Origin of the sequence: Neisseria sp. P0009.S008, from assembly GCF_051958615.1 — a bacterium.
GTDB classification, from domain to species: Bacteria; Pseudomonadota; Gammaproteobacteria; order Burkholderiales; family Neisseriaceae; genus Neisseria; species Neisseria subflava.
Genome location: NZ_JBQCVG010000002.1, coordinates 15,653 through 32,509, shown reverse-complemented (window position 1 = coordinate 32,509; position 16,857 = coordinate 15,653). Strand labels below are relative to the sequence as shown.

At 49.9% G+C, this 16,857-nt stretch carries 16 protein-coding genes; 11 read left to right on the top strand and 5 right to left on the bottom strand.

The window, feature by feature from the left end; translation table 11 throughout:
* Positions 1 to 9 precede the first annotated feature (9 nt).
* From ychF to tyrS, 3 genes are all read left to right on the top strand, one after another.
* Positions 10 to 1,101, top strand: coding sequence for a redox-regulated ATPase YchF (gene ychF, locus ACTHSQ_RS01995; RefSeq protein ID WP_016687874.1), 1,092 nt, complete (start codon positions 10 to 12; stop codon positions 1,099 to 1,101).
* Between the two features lie 63 nt (positions 1,102 to 1,164).
* Positions 1,165 to 1,986 carry a hypothetical protein gene (locus ACTHSQ_RS01990; protein WP_440371186.1) on the top strand — a complete coding sequence of 274 codons (822 nt, stop codon included), beginning with the start codon at positions 1,165 to 1,167 and terminating at the stop codon, positions 1,984 to 1,986.
* A gap of 62 nt (positions 1,987 to 2,048) precedes the next feature.
* A complete protein-coding gene (gene tyrS, locus ACTHSQ_RS01985) occupies positions 2,049 to 3,347 on the top strand; it encodes a tyrosine--tRNA ligase (protein WP_003684542.1) in 1,299 nt (432 codons plus the stop codon).
* A 172-nt stretch (positions 3,348 to 3,519) separates the two neighbouring features.
* Here tyrS and hslO read toward each other — a convergent pair whose 3' ends face one another.
* A complete protein-coding gene (gene hslO / locus ACTHSQ_RS01980) occupies positions 3,520 to 4,416 on the bottom strand; it encodes an Hsp33 family molecular chaperone HslO (RefSeq protein ID WP_440371185.1) in 897 nt (298 codons plus the stop codon).
* 260 nt (positions 4,417 to 4,676) lie between these two features.
* On the opposite strand from hslO, the gene ACTHSQ_RS01975 reads away from it, so the two are divergent.
* Both ACTHSQ_RS01975 and ACTHSQ_RS01970 read left to right on the top strand, forming a co-directional pair.
* Entirely contained in the window at positions 4,677 to 5,306 is a 630-nt protein-coding gene (locus tag ACTHSQ_RS01975) for a C40 family peptidase (RefSeq protein WP_003684586.1), read from the top strand.
* A gap of 8 nt (positions 5,307 to 5,314) precedes the next feature.
* On the top strand, positions 5,315 to 5,536 hold the full coding sequence (locus tag ACTHSQ_RS01970; protein WP_004519529.1) for a hypothetical protein: 222 nt from the start codon (positions 5,315 to 5,317) through the stop codon (positions 5,534 to 5,536).
* A 79-nt stretch (positions 5,537 to 5,615) separates the two neighbouring features.
* Here the strand turns inward: ACTHSQ_RS01970 and ACTHSQ_RS01965 are convergent, their stop codons facing one another.
* Both ACTHSQ_RS01965 and dxs read right to left on the bottom strand, forming a co-directional pair.
* Positions 5,616 to 7,016: an L-serine ammonia-lyase gene (locus ACTHSQ_RS01965; protein ID WP_440371184.1), complete on the bottom strand. Its 1,401-nt coding sequence runs from the start codon at positions 7,014 to 7,016 to the stop codon at positions 5,616 to 5,618.
* A 65-nt stretch (positions 7,017 to 7,081) separates the two neighbouring features.
* A complete protein-coding gene (gene dxs, locus ACTHSQ_RS01960; RefSeq protein WP_440371183.1) occupies positions 7,082 to 8,971 on the bottom strand; it encodes a 1-deoxy-D-xylulose-5-phosphate synthase in 1,890 nt (629 codons plus the stop codon).
* A 133-nt stretch (positions 8,972 to 9,104) separates the two neighbouring features.
* Here dxs and orn point away from each other — a divergent pair, with 133 nt between their 5' ends.
* The 6 genes from orn (at position 9,105) to ACTHSQ_RS01930 (ending at position 13,914) form a co-directional block, all read left to right on the top strand.
* On the top strand, positions 9,105 to 9,662 hold the full coding sequence (gene orn, locus ACTHSQ_RS01955; RefSeq protein ID WP_283120824.1) for an oligoribonuclease: 558 nt from the start codon (positions 9,105 to 9,107) through the stop codon (positions 9,660 to 9,662).
* Between the two features lie 63 nt (positions 9,663 to 9,725).
* Entirely contained in the window at positions 9,726 to 10,148 is a 423-nt protein-coding gene (queD, locus tag ACTHSQ_RS01950; protein ID WP_003748900.1) for a 6-carboxytetrahydropterin synthase QueD, read from the top strand.
* 73 nt (positions 10,149 to 10,221) lie between these two features.
* Positions 10,222 to 10,593, top strand: coding sequence for a DUF1304 domain-containing protein (locus ACTHSQ_RS01945; RefSeq protein WP_440371182.1), 372 nt, complete (start codon positions 10,222 to 10,224; stop codon positions 10,591 to 10,593).
* A gap of 106 nt (positions 10,594 to 10,699) precedes the next feature.
* The gene (locus tag ACTHSQ_RS01940; RefSeq protein WP_440371181.1) at positions 10,700 to 11,335 is read left to right on the top strand and encodes a 7-carboxy-7-deazaguanine synthase QueE; all 636 of its coding nucleotides are present in this window, start codon (positions 10,700 to 10,702) and stop codon (positions 11,333 to 11,335) included.
* A gap of 332 nt (positions 11,336 to 11,667) precedes the next feature.
* The gene (locus ACTHSQ_RS01935) at positions 11,668 to 13,254 is read left to right on the top strand and encodes an L-lactate permease (protein ID WP_440371180.1); all 1,587 of its coding nucleotides are present in this window, start codon (positions 11,668 to 11,670) and stop codon (positions 13,252 to 13,254) included.
* A gap of 297 nt (positions 13,255 to 13,551) precedes the next feature.
* Positions 13,552 to 13,914: an ACP-like domain-containing protein gene (locus tag ACTHSQ_RS01930; RefSeq protein ID WP_440371179.1), complete on the top strand. Its 363-nt coding sequence runs from the start codon at positions 13,552 to 13,554 to the stop codon at positions 13,912 to 13,914.
* Positions 13,915 to 14,054: 140 nt separating this feature from the next.
* On the opposite strand, the gene dnaN is transcribed toward ACTHSQ_RS01930, so the two are convergent.
* A complete protein-coding gene (dnaN, locus tag ACTHSQ_RS01925; RefSeq protein WP_070749423.1) occupies positions 14,055 to 15,158 on the bottom strand; it encodes a DNA polymerase III subunit beta in 1,104 nt (367 codons plus the stop codon).
* Positions 15,159 to 15,264: 106 nt separating this feature from the next.
* Positions 15,265 to 16,833, bottom strand: coding sequence for a chromosomal replication initiator protein DnaA (dnaA, locus tag ACTHSQ_RS01920; protein ID WP_440371178.1), 1,569 nt, complete (start codon positions 16,831 to 16,833; stop codon positions 15,265 to 15,267).
* Positions 16,834 to 16,857: the final 24 nt, after the last annotated feature.

Genomic DNA, 16,857 nt, shown 5'->3' with positions numbered 1-16,857 from the left:
GGAAAAACCATGAGCTTGAAATGCGGCATCGTCGGTTTGCCCAACGTCGGCAAATCTACCCTCTTTAACGCGCTGACCCAATCGGGCATCGAAGCGGCGAACTATCCCTTCTGCACCATCGAACCCAACGTCGGCATCGTCGAAGTACCCGACCCGCGCATGGCGGAGCTGGCGAAAATCGTCAACCCGCAAAAAATGCAGCCCGCCATCGTCGAGTTCGTCGATATTGCCGGTTTGGTTGCAGGCGCGAGCAAAGGCGAAGGCTTGGGCAACCAGTTCCTCGCCAACATCCGCGAAACCGACGCCATCGTCAACGTCGTGCGCTGCTTTGACGACGACAACATCGTCCACGTCGCAGGCAAAGTCGATCCGATTGCCGACATCGAAACCATCGGCACCGAATTGGCGCTTGCCGACCTCGCCAGCGTCGAAAAAGCCATTGTCCGCGAAGAAAAACGCGCCCGTTCCGGTGACAAAGACGCGCAAAAACTGGTCGAGCTGTGCAAAAAACTGCTGCCGCATTTGGACGAAGGCAAACCCGTCCGCTCTTTCGGTTTGGACGCTGAAGAACTCGCCATGCTCAAACCGCTGTTCCTGCTGACCGCCAAACCTGCCATGTATGTCGGCAACGTTGCCGAAGACGGTTTTGAAAACAATCCGCACCTCGACCGCCTGAAAGAATTGGCTGAAAAAGAAAACGCCCCTGTTGTCGCCGTATGCGCCGCGATGGAGAGCGAAATCGCTGAGTTGGAAGACGACGAAAAAGCCGAGTTCCTCGCCGAAATGGGCTTGGAAGAACCCGGCCTGAACCGCCTGATTCGTGCGGGCTACGACCTCTTGGGCCTACAAACCTACTTCACCGCCGGCGTCAAAGAAGTCCGCGCCTGGACCATCCACAAAGGCGATACCGCCCCGCAAGCCGCCGGCGTCATCCACACCGACTTCGAACGCGGCTTCATCCGCGCCCAAGTCATTTCCTACGACGATTTTGTCTCACTCGGCGGCGAAGCCAAAGCCAAAGAAGCCGGCAAAATGCGTGTAGAAGGCAAGGAATATGTCGTACAGGACGGCGATGTGATGCACTTCTTGTTTAACGTGTAAAATATACATTTGGTCAGTTTCACAGAGACTGACCAAACACAAATCTTTAAAGATGTCTAACTTATGAAACAGAGTTATATTGCATTGATTATTGGTCTAATTTTTCCTACTATTGTGGCCATATTCGCATGGTCCTTAGGCTGGATTACTATTCCAGATGACAAACTTTCTATAGATTACAGCTACTCAACAAAACCTCTTTTCCCCTCAGAAAATAATGAGTTATTGAAAAGTTTAAAAGTATCATTTCAAGGAAAAGAAACCCAAAACCTCAACATAAGCACCATTGAATTTATCAATCAATCTCCCAAAAATCTTGATAATTTAGATATTCAGATTAAATGGCCAAAAAATTATACTCTTCTTTCATCCTCTAAAAATATACCTATTGGATATTCGGAAAAATCAATACATGACTTATACAATCCCAATGAATCTCAAATAACATACAATCTACAAAAGTTTGATAGAAGCAATCTTGACTCAGATAGAGAAATTATTTCTTTTACCTTATTATTTTTAGGAGATGCCCCACTTAAAGAAGAAATATACATCTCAACCTCAACAAAATCTATTCAATTTACTGATTTTGATGAAAAAAGAGAAAAAATAAATACAAAAACTAAAATTTTTCTTTTAATATTTTTTATAGTATATTTAATTGTACTTATAATTTCTTTATTTTACGCCAATAAGAAAAGCAAGCAGAAAGAAATAGAATATAAAGAAAAAATGGAAAACTATATAAAAAATACGATTATTCCCCGTTACAAAATATTAAATAATAGTATTGACCAAGAAGTTGACCAAACATTTAACGAGTTAAAAATGATCAGTCTTTCTATTTATAATCCAAAAAAATTCAAAAAAATGAATAAAATTTAGCTCCCTACCATTTACTTAGCCATCTGAGCACTTTGATTTCATTAGTAATTTGAGAATTTAACATGACCTCCGTTATCCAAGACCTACAATCGCGCGGCCTTATCGCGCAAACTACCGACATCGAAGCCTTAGACGCTTTGTTAAACGAACAAAAAATCGCCCTCTACTGCGGTTTCGATCCGACTGCCGACAGCCTGCATATCGGCCACTTGCTGCCCGTGTTGGCATTGCGCCGTTTCCAACAGGCAGGGCATACGCCGATTGCCTTAGTGGGCGGTGCGACCGGCATGATCGGCGACCCCAGCTTCAAAGCGGTGGAGCGCAGCTTGAATTCCGCCGAAACCGTTGCTGGCTGGGTAGAAAGCATCCGCAACCAACTGAAACCGTTTTTGAGCTTTGAAGGCGAAAACGCCGCCATTATGGCGAACAACGCCGACTGGTTCGGCAGCATGAACTGCCTCGACTTCCTGCGCGACATCGGCAAGCATTTCTCCGTCAACGCCATGCTGAACAAAGAATCCGTCAAACAGCGTATCGAACGCGACGATGTGGGCATTTCCTTCACCGAATTCGCCTATTCCCTGCTGCAAGGCTACGACTTTGCCGAACTGAACAAACGCCATGGCGCGGTTTTGGAAATCGGCGGCTCCGACCAATGGGGCAACATCACTGCCGGTATCGACTTGACCCGCCGTCTGCACCAAAAACAAGTATTCGGCCTGACCCTGCCTTTGGTAACCAAATCAGACGGCACCAAATTCGGCAAAACCGAAGGCGGCGCGGTATGGTTGAACGCGAAGAAAACTTCTCCGTATCAGTTCTACCAATTCTGGCTGAAAGTGGCCGATGCCGATGTGTATAAATTCCTGAAATACTTTACCTTTCTGTCTATCGAAGAAATCGATGCCATCGAAGCCAAAGACAAAGCCAGCGGCACCAAGCCAGAAGCGCAACGCATTCTCGCAGAGGAAATGACCCGCCTGATTCACGGCGAAGAAGCCCTTGCCGCCGCCCAACGCATTTCAGAAAGCCTGTTTGCCGAAGACCAAAGCCATCTCACCGAAAGCGACTTCGAGCAGCTGGCACTCGACGGCCTGCCGACTTTTGAAGTTTCCGAGAGCCTCAACGTGGTTGAGACTTTGGTGAAAACCGGTTTGGCATCTTCTAACAAAGAAGCGCGCGGTTTTGTGAACAGCAAAGCGGTATTGCTCAACGGACAAGCCGCCGAACTGAACAATCCGAACCACGCCGCCGAACGCCCCGACGATGCCTATCTGCTGACCGACGCGCACAAACGTTTCGGCAAATACACCATCGTACGGCGCGGCAAACGCAACCACGCTTTGTTGGTTTGGAAATAATCTTTAAACATTAAACACATCGTTTAAAACAATCATGCCGTCTGAAATCAGCCACGCTTTTTTTTCAGACGGCATTTTCTATTGATGATATTCAGTTTTCCAAAAAGAAAGGGCAGGTTTTGCACCTGCCCTTCTATTAAGCCAATTTCCTTAAGAAACTTTTATCCCCAGCTTACTGCAAACGCTCATTTTCTTGACGGACGGCATTCACCACATCCGCGCCAAACAAAGCATTGACATCGGTTTCATCAAACACATACTTGGTATGGCAGAAATCGCAATCGATTTGAATGCTGCCTTGTTCCGCCACCACGCCGCCGACTTCTTGGCCGCCAAGCATCAACAGCATATCGCTGACTTTGCCGCGGGAGCAGGTGCAGGCAAATTCAATAGTCTCCGGTTCAAAAACGCGGGGCGGGGTTTCATGGTAAAGGCGGTAAAGGGCGTGATGAGCGTCCAAACCGGTCAATTCTTGCGAAGTAAGCGTTTGCGCAAGCGTAGTCACATGCTCCCACGCGGCATCATCCAATTCTTCTTCCGGCAGACGTTGCAGCAATAATGCGCCTGCGGCTTGGTCGTCGGCGGCAAGCGTAATATAGGTATCGAGCTGCTCGGAACGTTTCATATAGTTGACCAACATTTGCGCAATACTGTCGCCTTCCAGCGGTACAACACCTTGCCACGGGTCGGTATCTTTAGGCTGATGGGTCAAAACGAACACGCTGTTTTCGCCCAACAGCTCAGTCAGACTTTCATCATCACGGATTTCAGCAGTTTCGTCCCAACGCGCGGTAGCGCGGACAGTATTTTCAGAAGTCGCTTCCACCACCAACATTTTCAGACGGCCCTGACCTTGAACCTGAACAATCAGCGCGCCTTCGTTTTTAAGGTTGGCAGACAATAAAGCACCGGCGGCCAACAATTCGCCCAATGCGCGACGGATGGCGACAGGATAATGCTTTTGGTTGACAATGTGGTGCCAAACCTTTTCAAGGCGGATGTGCATGCCGCGGATAGGCATATCGTCGAAGATAAAGCGTGTACGGATATCGCTGTGATTTTGTGTCATGTCAGTCTCTGAAAATAAATCAATGAATGCCGCTTATATGGTTGCAGCGGCGGATAAATCAAGCGAAACCGTGTTTGATGTTTTTCTAGTTTGTTTGGAAACAAGGGTTTAACGCAAAATAACAGCAGTTTTTTTGCCAAAAAGACAGTTTTTGAATACAATCAAGCAGATAACAAGAGAATGATACGGGATAACATCTCAGAAACCGGCAATGTGCCTGCAATCGGCAGGGAATGCCTTCTGAAACGGAAGTTTTTATAATGAATTTTTTACTCCGGCTCGCAGCAGTTTGGACTTCGGTCGCCATGCTCGCGAGCGTCAATTTTTCTTACGCCGATGATTTGGAAAACCTGATTACCACCCGTCAGCATGTTTTAAACCAATTCAACGACAACGCCAACGTTTACGACAATACGCGTCAGGCAACCCCTGTCCACCCCGTCAATACACACCCCGCTCCAAGCAACAATACGCGCGCACCTTCAGGCAATGCAGACGAATTGATCGGCAGCGCCATGGGCTTGCTCGGCGTGGCCTACCGCTACGGCGGCACATCGGCTTCTACCGGCTTTGACTGCAGCGGCTTCATGCAACACATCTTTAAACGCGCCATGGGTGTAAACCTGCCGCGCACCTCTGCCGAACAGGCGCAAATGGGCGTTGCCGTGAGCCGTTCGGAATTGCAGCCGGGCGACATGGTCTTTTTCCGCACCATGGGTCCCGGCCGTATTTCCCACGTCGGCCTTTACATCGGCAACAACAATTTCATTCATGCGCCGAGAACGGGCAAACGTATCGAAATTACCAGCCTCGGCCACAAATATTGGAGCGCGAAATACGCCTTCGGCCGCCGCGTGAAGAAAAACGATCCATCCCGTTTCTTGAATTGAGGTGCATGATGGCAATGCCGCAAATGCCCAAATGGTATGACGATGACGGTCAGATTGTTTCCTGCACCGAAAAAGTCAAAGTCATGACCGAAAACTTGAACGAACTGTACCAAATAGCGCAGGACGCATTTGAAGACGCGCTGCTGATGGGTTGTTCCGAAAAACAGCTACGCGAATACTTCCGCGACTTAATGGCCGGACTGGAAAACCCTTATCAAAAAAACGGTTAGTTATTCGATCCATACAAAAAAGGCCGTCTGAAAGTTTTTCAGACGGCCTTTTCTTATTGGCCAGACCCCTACCCTATTGCTAACATTCCACCACGCGCACGGATACTGGGACGGCTTTTTTCTGCAAGGTAATGGCCAGGCCTGCGAGTGAGGTTTCTTTGTAGGTTGCCTTCATATCGCGGCCGGTTTGCAACATGGTTTGAATCACTTCATCAAGTGAGACTTTTTTGTCTGTGCCGTCTTCCAAAAGCGCAAGGGTAGCGAGCTTGAGGGCTTTTTCGGCGGCGATGCCGTTGCGCTCGATACAGGGGATTTGCACCAAGCCGCCGACCGGGTCACAGGTCAGGCCTAAGTGGTGTTCCATGGCCATTTCGGCGGCATTTTCCACTTGTTTCGGTGTACCGCCGATAACTTCGGCGTATGCGCCAGCCGCCATGGAACACGCCACGCCGACTTCACCTTGGCAGCCTACATCCGCGCCGGAAATCGACGCGTTGGTTTTATACAAAATACCGATGGCACCGGCAGTCAGCAGGAAATCTTCGACACGCGATTGGTTGGCGTGCGGATTAAATTTGCGGAAATAGTGCAAGACGGCAGGAATGATGCCTGCCGCGCCGTTGGTGGGTGCAGTTACAACACGGCCGCCGGCGGCGTTTTCTTCATTAACCGCCATGGCGTACACCATCGGCCAAAGTTGGGTATTGACGATTTCGCTCTCACGCAGGACTTTGAGTTTGGCCGCCAACTGCGGCGCGCGGCGGCGGACGTTCAAGCCGCCCGGCAGCTGCCCTTCCGCACCCAAGCCGCGCTTGATGCAGTTTTCCATTACATCGGCCACGGCAGCCACACGGCGGCGTACTTCCGCTTCATCGCAACCTGCCAACGCCGCTTCATTGGCCAACACGACTTCGGAAATATTCAACTGGTTCAGACGGCATTGTGCCAGCAGCTCGTCGCAGTTTTTGTAAGGATATGGCACGTCTGAATTTTCCTGCGCTTCTTGTGCAAACCCTTCGTCTGTTACGATAAAACCGCCGCCGACCGAATAATAAATCTGCTCTTTCAGCTTCTGGCCGTCTGAATTGTAGGCGATAAAGTTCAAACCGTTCGGATGTTTGGGCAACACTTTGTCGCCGCGGATATCCAAATCTTTTTCAGGATTGAATGCCATTTCACGGCCGTTGAGTTTTAAAACGTGCTGCGTGCGGATGCGTTCCAAGCGTTGGGGGATGTCTGCAAGCGGAATATCGTGCGGCAGGCTGCCTTCCAAACCAAGCAATAATGCGTCGAATGTGCCGTGTCCGATGCCGGTCAAGGCAAGCGAGCCGTACACTTCGATGACAATGCGCGCCACTTGCGTATCCAAGTTTTCGGCATGCAGCAAATCGGCAAAAGTGGCCGCAGCCTTCATCGGGCCGACGGTATGCGAGCTGGACGGGCCGATGCCGATTTTAAAAATATCGAAAATACTGATCATGGGGTTTTCCCTTATAGTCTGAAAAGGCCGTCTGAAGATTTCAGACGGCCTGTTGTTTGTAAAGCTTAAACAGTCTCTATCCAACCGCCAATGCGTTTTTCAACGGCTTCGGCATTCAGCCCCAAATCGGCTAAAAGTTTTTTCGGATCGCCGTGTTCGGTGACTTTGTCTTCTACACCCAGCAACAATACCGGTTTGCAGATGCCGTGTTTCGCCAACACTTCCAACACTGCGCTGCCTGCGCCGCCTTGTTCGGCGTTTTCTTCGGCGGTAACGATGTAATCGTGGCTTCGGGCAAGACGGACGATCAGCTCTTCATCTATCGGTTTGACAAAGCGCATATCGGCAACAGTGGCGTTCAGCTTGTCGGCGGCGGTCAATGATGGGGCAACCATGCTGCCAAAGGCAATAACGGCAATTTTCTCGCCTTCGCGACGGATGATGCCTTTGCCGATTTCAACGGTTTCCAGGCCGTCTGAAACGGTTGCACCCGTGCCTGTACCGCGCGGATAACGGACGGCAGATGGAGAGTTTGTCTGATAGCAGGTTGAGAGCAGCAGGCGACATTCGTTTTCGTCGCTTGGTGCAGCAATAATCATGTTCGGCACGCAACGCAAAAAGCTCAAATCGTACAAACCGGCATGGGTCGGGCCGTCTGCACCGACAATACCTGCACGGTCGATAGCAAACAAAACAGGCAGGTTTTGCAAGGCAACGTCGTGTACCAACTGGTCGTAAGCGCGTTGCAGGAAAGTGGAATAAATCGCCACGACAGGCTTGATGCCTTCGCATGCCAAACCGCCGGCAAAGGTAACGGCGTGTTGCTCGGCGATGCCGACGTCGAAATAGCGGTCGGGGAATTGCTGTTCAAACTCAACCAAGCCGCTGCCCTCGCGCATGGCAGGCGTGATGGCAACCAAACGCTCGTCCGCCGCCGCTTGATCGCACAGCCATTGGCCGAACACTTGCGTATAAGTCGGTTTGGCCGTGGCAGGTTTGACTTCCGGAGCAGGCACTTCGCTCGGCAGCTTGGCGACAGCGTGATATTTGACAGGATCGTTTTCGGCGAATTTGTAGCCGTTACCTTTTTTGGTGATGACGTGCAGCAACTGAGGGCCTTTGCGGCCGCGCAAGTCTTTTAATACATCGACCAGATTTTCAACGTTGTGGCCGTCCACCGGGCCGGTATAACGGAAACCGAAGTTTTCAAACAAAGACAGCGACTGTTTGGCGTGTTCCGCTTCGCCTGCCAAGGTTTTGATTTTGTTTTCAACTTTTTGGGCAAGCTCCATTGCGCCGGGCAATTTGTCCAACACTTTGCTCGATTGGGCTTTGATGGTGCTCAACAGGCCGTGCATATCGCGCACGACGTTGCTGGCAAGGTATTTCGGCAGCGCGCCGACATTGGGGGAAATCGACATTTCGTTGTCGTTGAGGATGACCAGCAAATCAACATCCATATCGCCTGCGCAGTTCAGGGCTTCAAATGCCTGACCCGCCGTCATGGCTCCGTCGCCGATGATGGCGACGCTGCGGCGGTTGTTGCCCAACTGTTTGTCCGCAACGGCCATGCCCAATGCCGCGCCGATGGATGTGGAAGAATGCCCCACGCCGAACGCGTCGTATTCCGACTCACTGCGTTTCGGAAAACCGGCTAAACCGCCGTATTGGCGCATGGTGTGCATTTGATTTTTGCGGCCGGTGAGGATTTTGTGCGGATAGCTTTGATGACCGACATCCCAAACCAAATGGTCTTCGGGCGTGTCGTACACATAATGCAGTGCCACCGTCAGCTCGACCGCGCCCAAGTTACTGGCGAAATGGCCGCCCGTCTTACCGACGGAATCCAACAGAAATTCGCGCAATTCGGCGGCGACTTGCGGTAGCTGTTTTTTCTCCAGACGGCGCAAATCCTGAGGCGTATCGATAATATCGAGCAAAGGGCTTGGGTTCATGATTTTTGGCGGTGAATTTTTGTGTAACGGACGATTATATCAAGAGATTGCACAACTTGTTACAAATGCTTTCAGACGGCCCGAACCTTTATCCTTTATAATACTACCAACTGAAAACATAAGGCCGTCTGAAATGACCCAAAACGCAAACAATCTCTGCTGGCTCGATATGGAAATGACCGGCCTCAACCCGGAACACGACCGCATTATCGAAGTCGCCATGATCATTACCGATTCCAATTTGAACGTACTGGCGCAATCGGACGTTTACGTCATCCATCAAAGCGACGAGTTGCTCGACGGCATGGACGAGTGGAACACCGCCACCCACGGCCGTACCGGCCTGACCCAACGCGTGCGCGAATCCAAACTGACCGAAGCCGAAGTCGAGCAAAACCTGTTGGACTTCATGTCCGCATGGATACCCGAGAAATCCACGCCCATGTGCGGCAACTCCATCCATCAAGACCGCCGCTTCATGGTCAAATACATGCCGCGTTTGGAAGCCTATTTCCACTACCGCAACTTAGACGTATCCACGCTGAAAGAATTAGCCAAACGCTGGAATCCTGCCGTTGCCAAAAGCGTGGTCAAACGTGGTTCGCACAAGGCATTGGACGACATCCTCGAAAGCATCGAAGAAATGCGCCATTATCGCGAGCATTTCCTCAAACTCCCTTCCGAACAATAATCTTAAGGCCGTCTGAAACAGGTTTTACACCGTTCAGACGGCCTCATCGGCTTCCTTCATCTCATGAAAATCACCAAAATTTTTACCTTCGATTCCTCGCACATGCTCGACGGGCATGACGGCAAATGCCAAAACCTGCACGGCCACACCTACAAACTCGAAATCACCGTCTCCGCGCCCGTTATCCAAGGCGGTGCCAAAGACGGCATGGTGATGGACTTTACCGACCTGAAAGCCATCGTCAAACAACACATTACCGACCCATTCGACCATGCCTTCATCTATCACGGCAACAACGAACGCGAAAGCCAAATCGCCGCGCTTTTGGAAGGCTGGAACATGAAAACCCTGCGCCTGCCCTGCCGCACCACCGCCGAAAACATGAGCGTAGAAATGTATGGCCGTCTGAAAAACGCCGGTGTCAAAGTATGCAGCGTAAAATTATGGGAAACGCCGACGTCGTGTGCTGAATATGAAGGGGAATAAACTGCTGTCCTCTATTTTTCAGACGGCCCGTTCCCATAAATACCTCATCCGCTAAACATCAAAAGGAATCTTCATGAAAATCATCTCTACCCTCCTCGTCCTCTTCGTCGCTGTCGAACACTTCTACATCGCCTGGCTCGAAATGACGCAAATCCCAAGCGAAAAAGCGTCGGAACTGTTCAACATGCCTTACGAATTTATGGAACAAAAACACGTGCAAACCCTGTTTTCCAACCAAGGCCTGTATAACGGCTTCCTCGCCATCGGCTTGGTATGGGCACGCTTTGCCGCACCCGACAACGCCGTTTACGGCGCAACCATCCTGTTCCTCGGCTTCGTCCTCATCGCCGCCGCATGGGGCGCGTTTTCATCCGACAACAAAGGCATTCTGCTCAAACAAGGCTTGCCGGCATTTTTGGCCGCCGCAGCCGTCATTAACGCTTAAACACACCAGCCATTCTTTCCCCTCAAACTAACAGAAAGAATGGCTGCCTCAACCGATTTCTCAAAACGCTTCACCACAACAATTAAATCCCGCACACCCTACATTCATGACCATTCAAATCACTCCGAACAATCCCCAATACCGCATTGTCGAAATCTTTGAAAGCCTGCAAGGCGAAGGCTGGAATACAGGTATGCCCGCCGTTTTCATCCGCTTGGGCAAATGCAATCTCGCGTGTAGCTGGTGCGATACCGACTACCTTAAATTCAGCATGATGAGCCTGTCCGATATTTTAGGCCGTCTGAAAACCTACACGGCGCGCAACATCATCATTACCGGCGGTGAACCCACCATCCAACCGCATTTGGATACCCTGCTCAATGCACTCAAAGCCGAAGGCTATTTTCTGTGTATCGAAACCAACGGCCTCAACCCCGCGCCGCCGCAAATCGACTACGTTGCCACCAGCCCTAAAGCCTGCTATGCCGCCAAATATGAATCTAGTTGCATCGAGAAAGCCGACGAAGTGCGTATTGTTGCCGACGGCGATGTCGTTGCGTTTTGCCAAGAGATGGAACGCAAAATCCGCGCCCAACATTACTACCTCTCGCCTTGCGAACAAGACAGTGTGATGAATATCTACGACACCATCCGCCAAATCGGCGTATTAAACAGCCGATCCGACTCCCCCGTCCATTGGCAACTGAGCGTACAGACGCATAAATGGGCAGGAATAGAATAATTCGTTTGAAATCAATTAAAAACAAATCCTTTACAAAATATTGAATGTAAATACCATTCGATATTCGACCAAATGCACTACTGGCAATGCTCTCAGGCCGTCTGAAAACCCAATTTCAGACGGCCTTTTTTGTTACAAACCTCTTGACCGATTACATAAGATTACGTAAAGTGTGCAACAGTTTTCATAAATTGGTAAAACCAATTTACCTGATAACTGGTTGCATCTAAAAAAGTGGCAATCCTTATTCGAAAAACATCTATTACTCAACACATCGCATCAAACCGCCATTGATTGACGGTTATGGTGCCCGTTGCCCCAAGGATAATCCCATGGCTCTCTTTCTCAGTATTTTTCCCATTGTGCTGCTGATCTGGCTGATGGTTAAGAAAAACAGTATGCCGTCCTACGTCGCGCTGCCGATTACCGCCGCGCTGATTTATGCCATCAAACTGTTTTATTTCGGCAACGACGCTATGTTGCTCAACGCAACAGCCGCGTCCGGCCTCGTCTCTACCCTGACCCCGATTACCGTGATTTTCGGTGCCATTATGTTTAACCGCATGATGGAAACCACCGGCTGTATCGACGTCATCCGCAAATGGCTGGCTACCATCAGCCCGAATCCGATTGCCCAGTTGATGATTATCGGCTGGTCTTTCGCCTTTATGATTGAAGGCGCATCCGGTTTCGGCACACCTGCCGCCATTGCCGCGCCAATCCTGATGAGCTTGGGCTTCAACCCATTAAAAGTAGCCATCTTCACTTTGGTCATGAACTCCGTACCCGTGTCCTTCGGTGCAGTAGGTACCCCGACTTGGTTCGGCTTCGCGCCTTTGGGCTTGGATCAAAAGAGCATTATGGAAATCGGTATGAGAACCGGCGTAATGCACTTCTTTGCTGGTTTCATCATCCCTGTGATCGGCTTGAGCTTCATCGTACCTTGGGCTGAAATCCGCAAAAACTTGGGCTTCATCGGTATCGCCGTATTCTCCTGTACCCTTCCTTACGTTGCCTTGGCGATGGTTAATGAAGAATTCCCATCTCTGGTTGCCGGCGCAATCGGCCTGATGGTGTCCGTATTCGCAGCAAACCGCGGCTGGGGCTTGAGCAAAGATTATGCCAAAGACCCGAATGCAGAAAAAGTACCTTTCGCACAAGTTGCCAAAGCACTGGCTCCTTTGGGTATGCTGATCGGCATGCTGGTGATCACCCGTATCAAACAGCTGGGCATCAAAGGCCTGCTGACCAGCAAAGAAGAATGGTTCAGCTTCCAACTGCCGTTTGATTTGTCCAAAATCACCGTCAGCGACTCCCTAACCATCACCTTCGGCAACATCTTCGACCAAGGCGTAAACGCTTCCTACCAAACCCTATACGTTCCGGCTTGGATTCCGTTTGTCTTCACCGTTTGGATTTGCATCCTGCTGTACAAAACCAAATTCAAAGATGCGTGGTCTTTCTATGCTGCAACCTTCAACCAAACCAAAAAACCTCTGCTTGCCCTGATGGGTGCGTTGATTATGGTTCAACTGATGATGGTTGGCGGCGACGACTCCATGGTGAAAATCATCGGTAAAGAATTTGCCAATGCGGCTGGCGAACACTGGGTGTACTTCTCCCCATACCTGGGTGCAATCGGTGCATTCTTCTCCGGCTCCAACACTGTATCCAACCTGACCTTTGGTCCGATTCAACAACAAATCGCGCTTGATACCGGCCTGTCCGTTACCCTCATCCTCGCCCTGCAATCTGTCGGCGGCGCAATGGGCAACATGGTCTGCATCAACAACATCATCGCCGTGTGCAGCGTGTTGAACGTAAACAACGCCGAAGGCGCCATCATCAAGAAAACTGTGATCCCGATGAGCATCTACGGCATCATCGCCGTGACTGTGGCTGCAATTTTCTTCTTCTAAACCGCTTCATATCAAAGGCCGTCTGAATATTCAGACGGCCTTTTTTGTATTCTTTCGCTATATTTCTTAAAGAATCATTAATGTATATATTCCGCAACAACCCGCATAACCACTTTGCAACACCAAATTACAAACAACTTTCTATTAATAAACAATCCGGTAACCATAAGTAAACACTGTTTTGCAATTTACCCAATTGCCACTACCGACAAAACGCCTAAAATACGCTTCATCTGCAAACGGAAACCCTTTCTCACTTTGCAAGATAACACACAACCCTCATATGGAGCTTAGATCATGAAATTACTTTCTGTTATCACTGCAGCCGCATTGGCTACTATTTCCTTCTCTGCTGCCGCTGCACCTGCCGGCTTCGTTTCTTACCGTTGTGACGGTAGCAAATCACTAAACGTGATGTACGGCTTTGACCGTAGCGGCCGTGCAGTTACTGCTGACGTAAATGCCGGTGGCAAAAAAGCCTCTTTGGTTGTCGACAAAAAACGTTCTGACAGCACTGGCACTACTTTCACCAACCGTAAAGGCTATGTAATGTCTGCCGGTTTCATCGACAAAAACACCCACACTACTTCTGAAGTAGTTGGCGTGAACGCCCCTAACGGCTCATTCCTGGTGAAAAACTGCGAACCACGTCCACGTTAATCCCAGTTTTCCTATTTAACCGAATCATCCCGGTTTGATAGAAAGGCCGTCTGGAAAACAATTTTCAGACGGCCTTTTGATTCAAGCCTATAAAAAAGAGCGTGTACCGTACACGCTCTTTTTGTTTGTTCACACACCAATTAAATACGCATCGGCATTACGATGTATTTGAAGTTCGGATTATTCGGCATGGTAAACAGCGTTGAACGGTTGGCATCGCCGAAAGCAAGCTGCATATCGTCGGAGTGTATGTTACGCAACACATCCATCAGGTAGCCGATGTTGAAACCGACTTCGAGTTCTCCGCCTTGGTAAGCGATTTCCAGCTCTTCGCGCGCTTCTTCCTGCTCGTTGTTGCTACATACGACACTCAGCAAACCAGGCTGCAGGAACAGTCGCGCGCCGCGGAATTTTTCATTGGCAAGAATGGCGGCACGCTCGAGCGCACCCAAAAGCTGGGTACGGGATACGAGGAAAATCTTGTCGTTATCCAAAGGAATCACACGGTTAAAGTCAGGGAACTTGCCGTCGATGACTTTGCTGACAATGGTTGTGCCATTGCATTGGAAACGTACTTGATTGTCCAAAAGCTCAACGGTGATGGACTCGGACGGATTGTTCAACAGCTTGAAGAGTTCCAATACCGTTTTGCGCGGCAGGATGACTTCCGTTTTCGGCAGTTCTGCTTCAATTTGGCTGGCCGCATAAGCAAGGCGGTGGCCGTCGGTTGCAACAAGGCGCAGCTGATTACCTTCAACCTGCATCAGCAAGCCGTTGAGGTAATAGCGGATATCTTGAACTGCCATGCTGTATTGCACTTGCGAAAGCATGGTTTTGAAGGTTTCTTGAGTCAGCGAGAAAGTTGCACTGACGTCGCTGCCGACGCTCATCAACGGAAAGTCTTCAGCCGGCAGGGTTTGCAGGGCAAAACGGGATTTGCCCGCGCGCAGAGTCAAACGGTTATCCGCCCAATCCAGTGACACCAACGCACTGTCAGGCAGGGCGCGCAGGATGTCTTGGAATTTTTTAGCGTTGGTCGTAATACGGAAATCACCTGCCTGACTTTCAGGGCCGGCGGTATTGATTTGGATTTCCAAGTCGGTTGCCAAAAGTTTGGTCTGTCCGTCTTTGCTTTCCAGCAACACATTGGACAAAATCGGCAGAGTATGGCGACGTTCGACAATACCAGTAACGGCTTGCAACGGCTTGAGCAGACTGTCGCGATCGGCTTGTAAAATCAGCATGTTCCATTCCTTTGAATTTGAAATCGGTTGATTTGGGTATTTTAAAATATTTTTTGTATTCAGACGGCCTCACATTGACATCAGGCCGTCTGAATATTGCATTGGGTCAGTTCTGAATCAAAATCAGCAGTTTTTCGTAGTCTTGCGCCAATTCGGGATCTTCTTCACGCAGTTTCGCCACCGCTTTGACACCGTGCATCACAGTCGTGTGGTCGCGACCGCCAAAGGCATCGCCAATAGAAGGCAGACTGAGCGTGGTCAGCTCTTTGGTCAGGCTCATGGCAACTTGGCGCGGACGGGCGATGTTGCGCGTGCGTTTTTTGCCCAATATATCGCTGATTTTAATACGGTAGTATTTGGCTGTCGCATCGATGATGATGTCGGCAGTAATGACTTTGTGTTTCTCGGCAATAATATCCTGCAAAGCCGTGCGCGCCAAATCCATGTCGATGACAGGGCGATTCATAAAACGGCTGCTTGCGCTGACACGGTTAAACGCACCTTCCAGCTCACGAACATTGGAGCGGATCAGATTGGCAATAAACAGAGCAGCTTCGTCTTCGATACTGATACCGGCTGCTTCTGCCTTTTTCTGCAAAATCGCCACACGCATTTCCAATTCGGGCGGTTCGAGTTCCAAAGTCAAACCCCATGAGAAACGGGACTTGAGACGGTCGTCCATGCCCTCGATTTTGGCAGGCAATACGTCGCACGTCAGGATCAGTTGTTTTTTCTCGTTGTGGAAATGGTTGTACAGATAGAAGAATTCTTCCATCGTACGGTCTTTACCTTTGATGAACTGGATATCGTCGATAATCAGCAGGTCATATTGTTTGTATTGTTGCTTGAACACATCATAAGTGTTGTTGCGCACAGCCTTCATAAAGCTGCGGATATAGTCGTCCGAGTGCATATAGCGCACTTTGGCATCAGGACGGTTTTTCAGCAATTCGTTGCCGATGGCTTGCACCAAGTGGGTTTTACCCAAACCGGTACTGCCGTATAAGAAAAACGGGTTGTAGCCCTGCCCCGGATTTTCAGCAATCGCCTGGGCGGCTGCGGCGGCAAGGCGGTTGCCCTTACCTTCCACCAAAGTTTCAAATGTATAGTCGCGCGACAAATTGGACTGTTCGTAGCGCGCTTCTTCCGCATCGTGTTGAGCGTCGGTTTTGGCTTTGGCAACTGCTTTAGATTCAGCCGGAGCAGTAGTTTGCACTTGAGGCTCATGCGGCAGGTTTTTCATGCGTTGCGCCAAAATCTCGGCAGCCGTCATGGCAGCTGCAGGTTTGGAAACCGTTTCAGACGGCCTATTTTCTTCCATTGGCGCAGCAGTTTGCAAAGGCATTTGAACAGGCTCTACACACTCTTCAACTTCAATGACCTCTTGCACTTGCACCGGCGCAACAGTCTGAGCCGCCATTTCATAATGCGTACCTACGCCCGGCTTAAACGCGAAAGCAGCCTGCTGAGGCACTAATTCGGCACGCACGGCATCAATTTTGGCGGCAAACTGGCTTTTAAGCATATTGCAGGCAAATTGGTTTTTACCATACACCACCCACACGCCGTTTTCTTCACCCACGGTCAAAGGCGCAATCCATTGCGCAAACTGCCCGGCAGGCAACATTTCGTGAAGGCGGCAAAGGCACAGCGGCCAAAATTCAGCTAACGTCATGAGATTAAGCTCGGAAATGGAAGA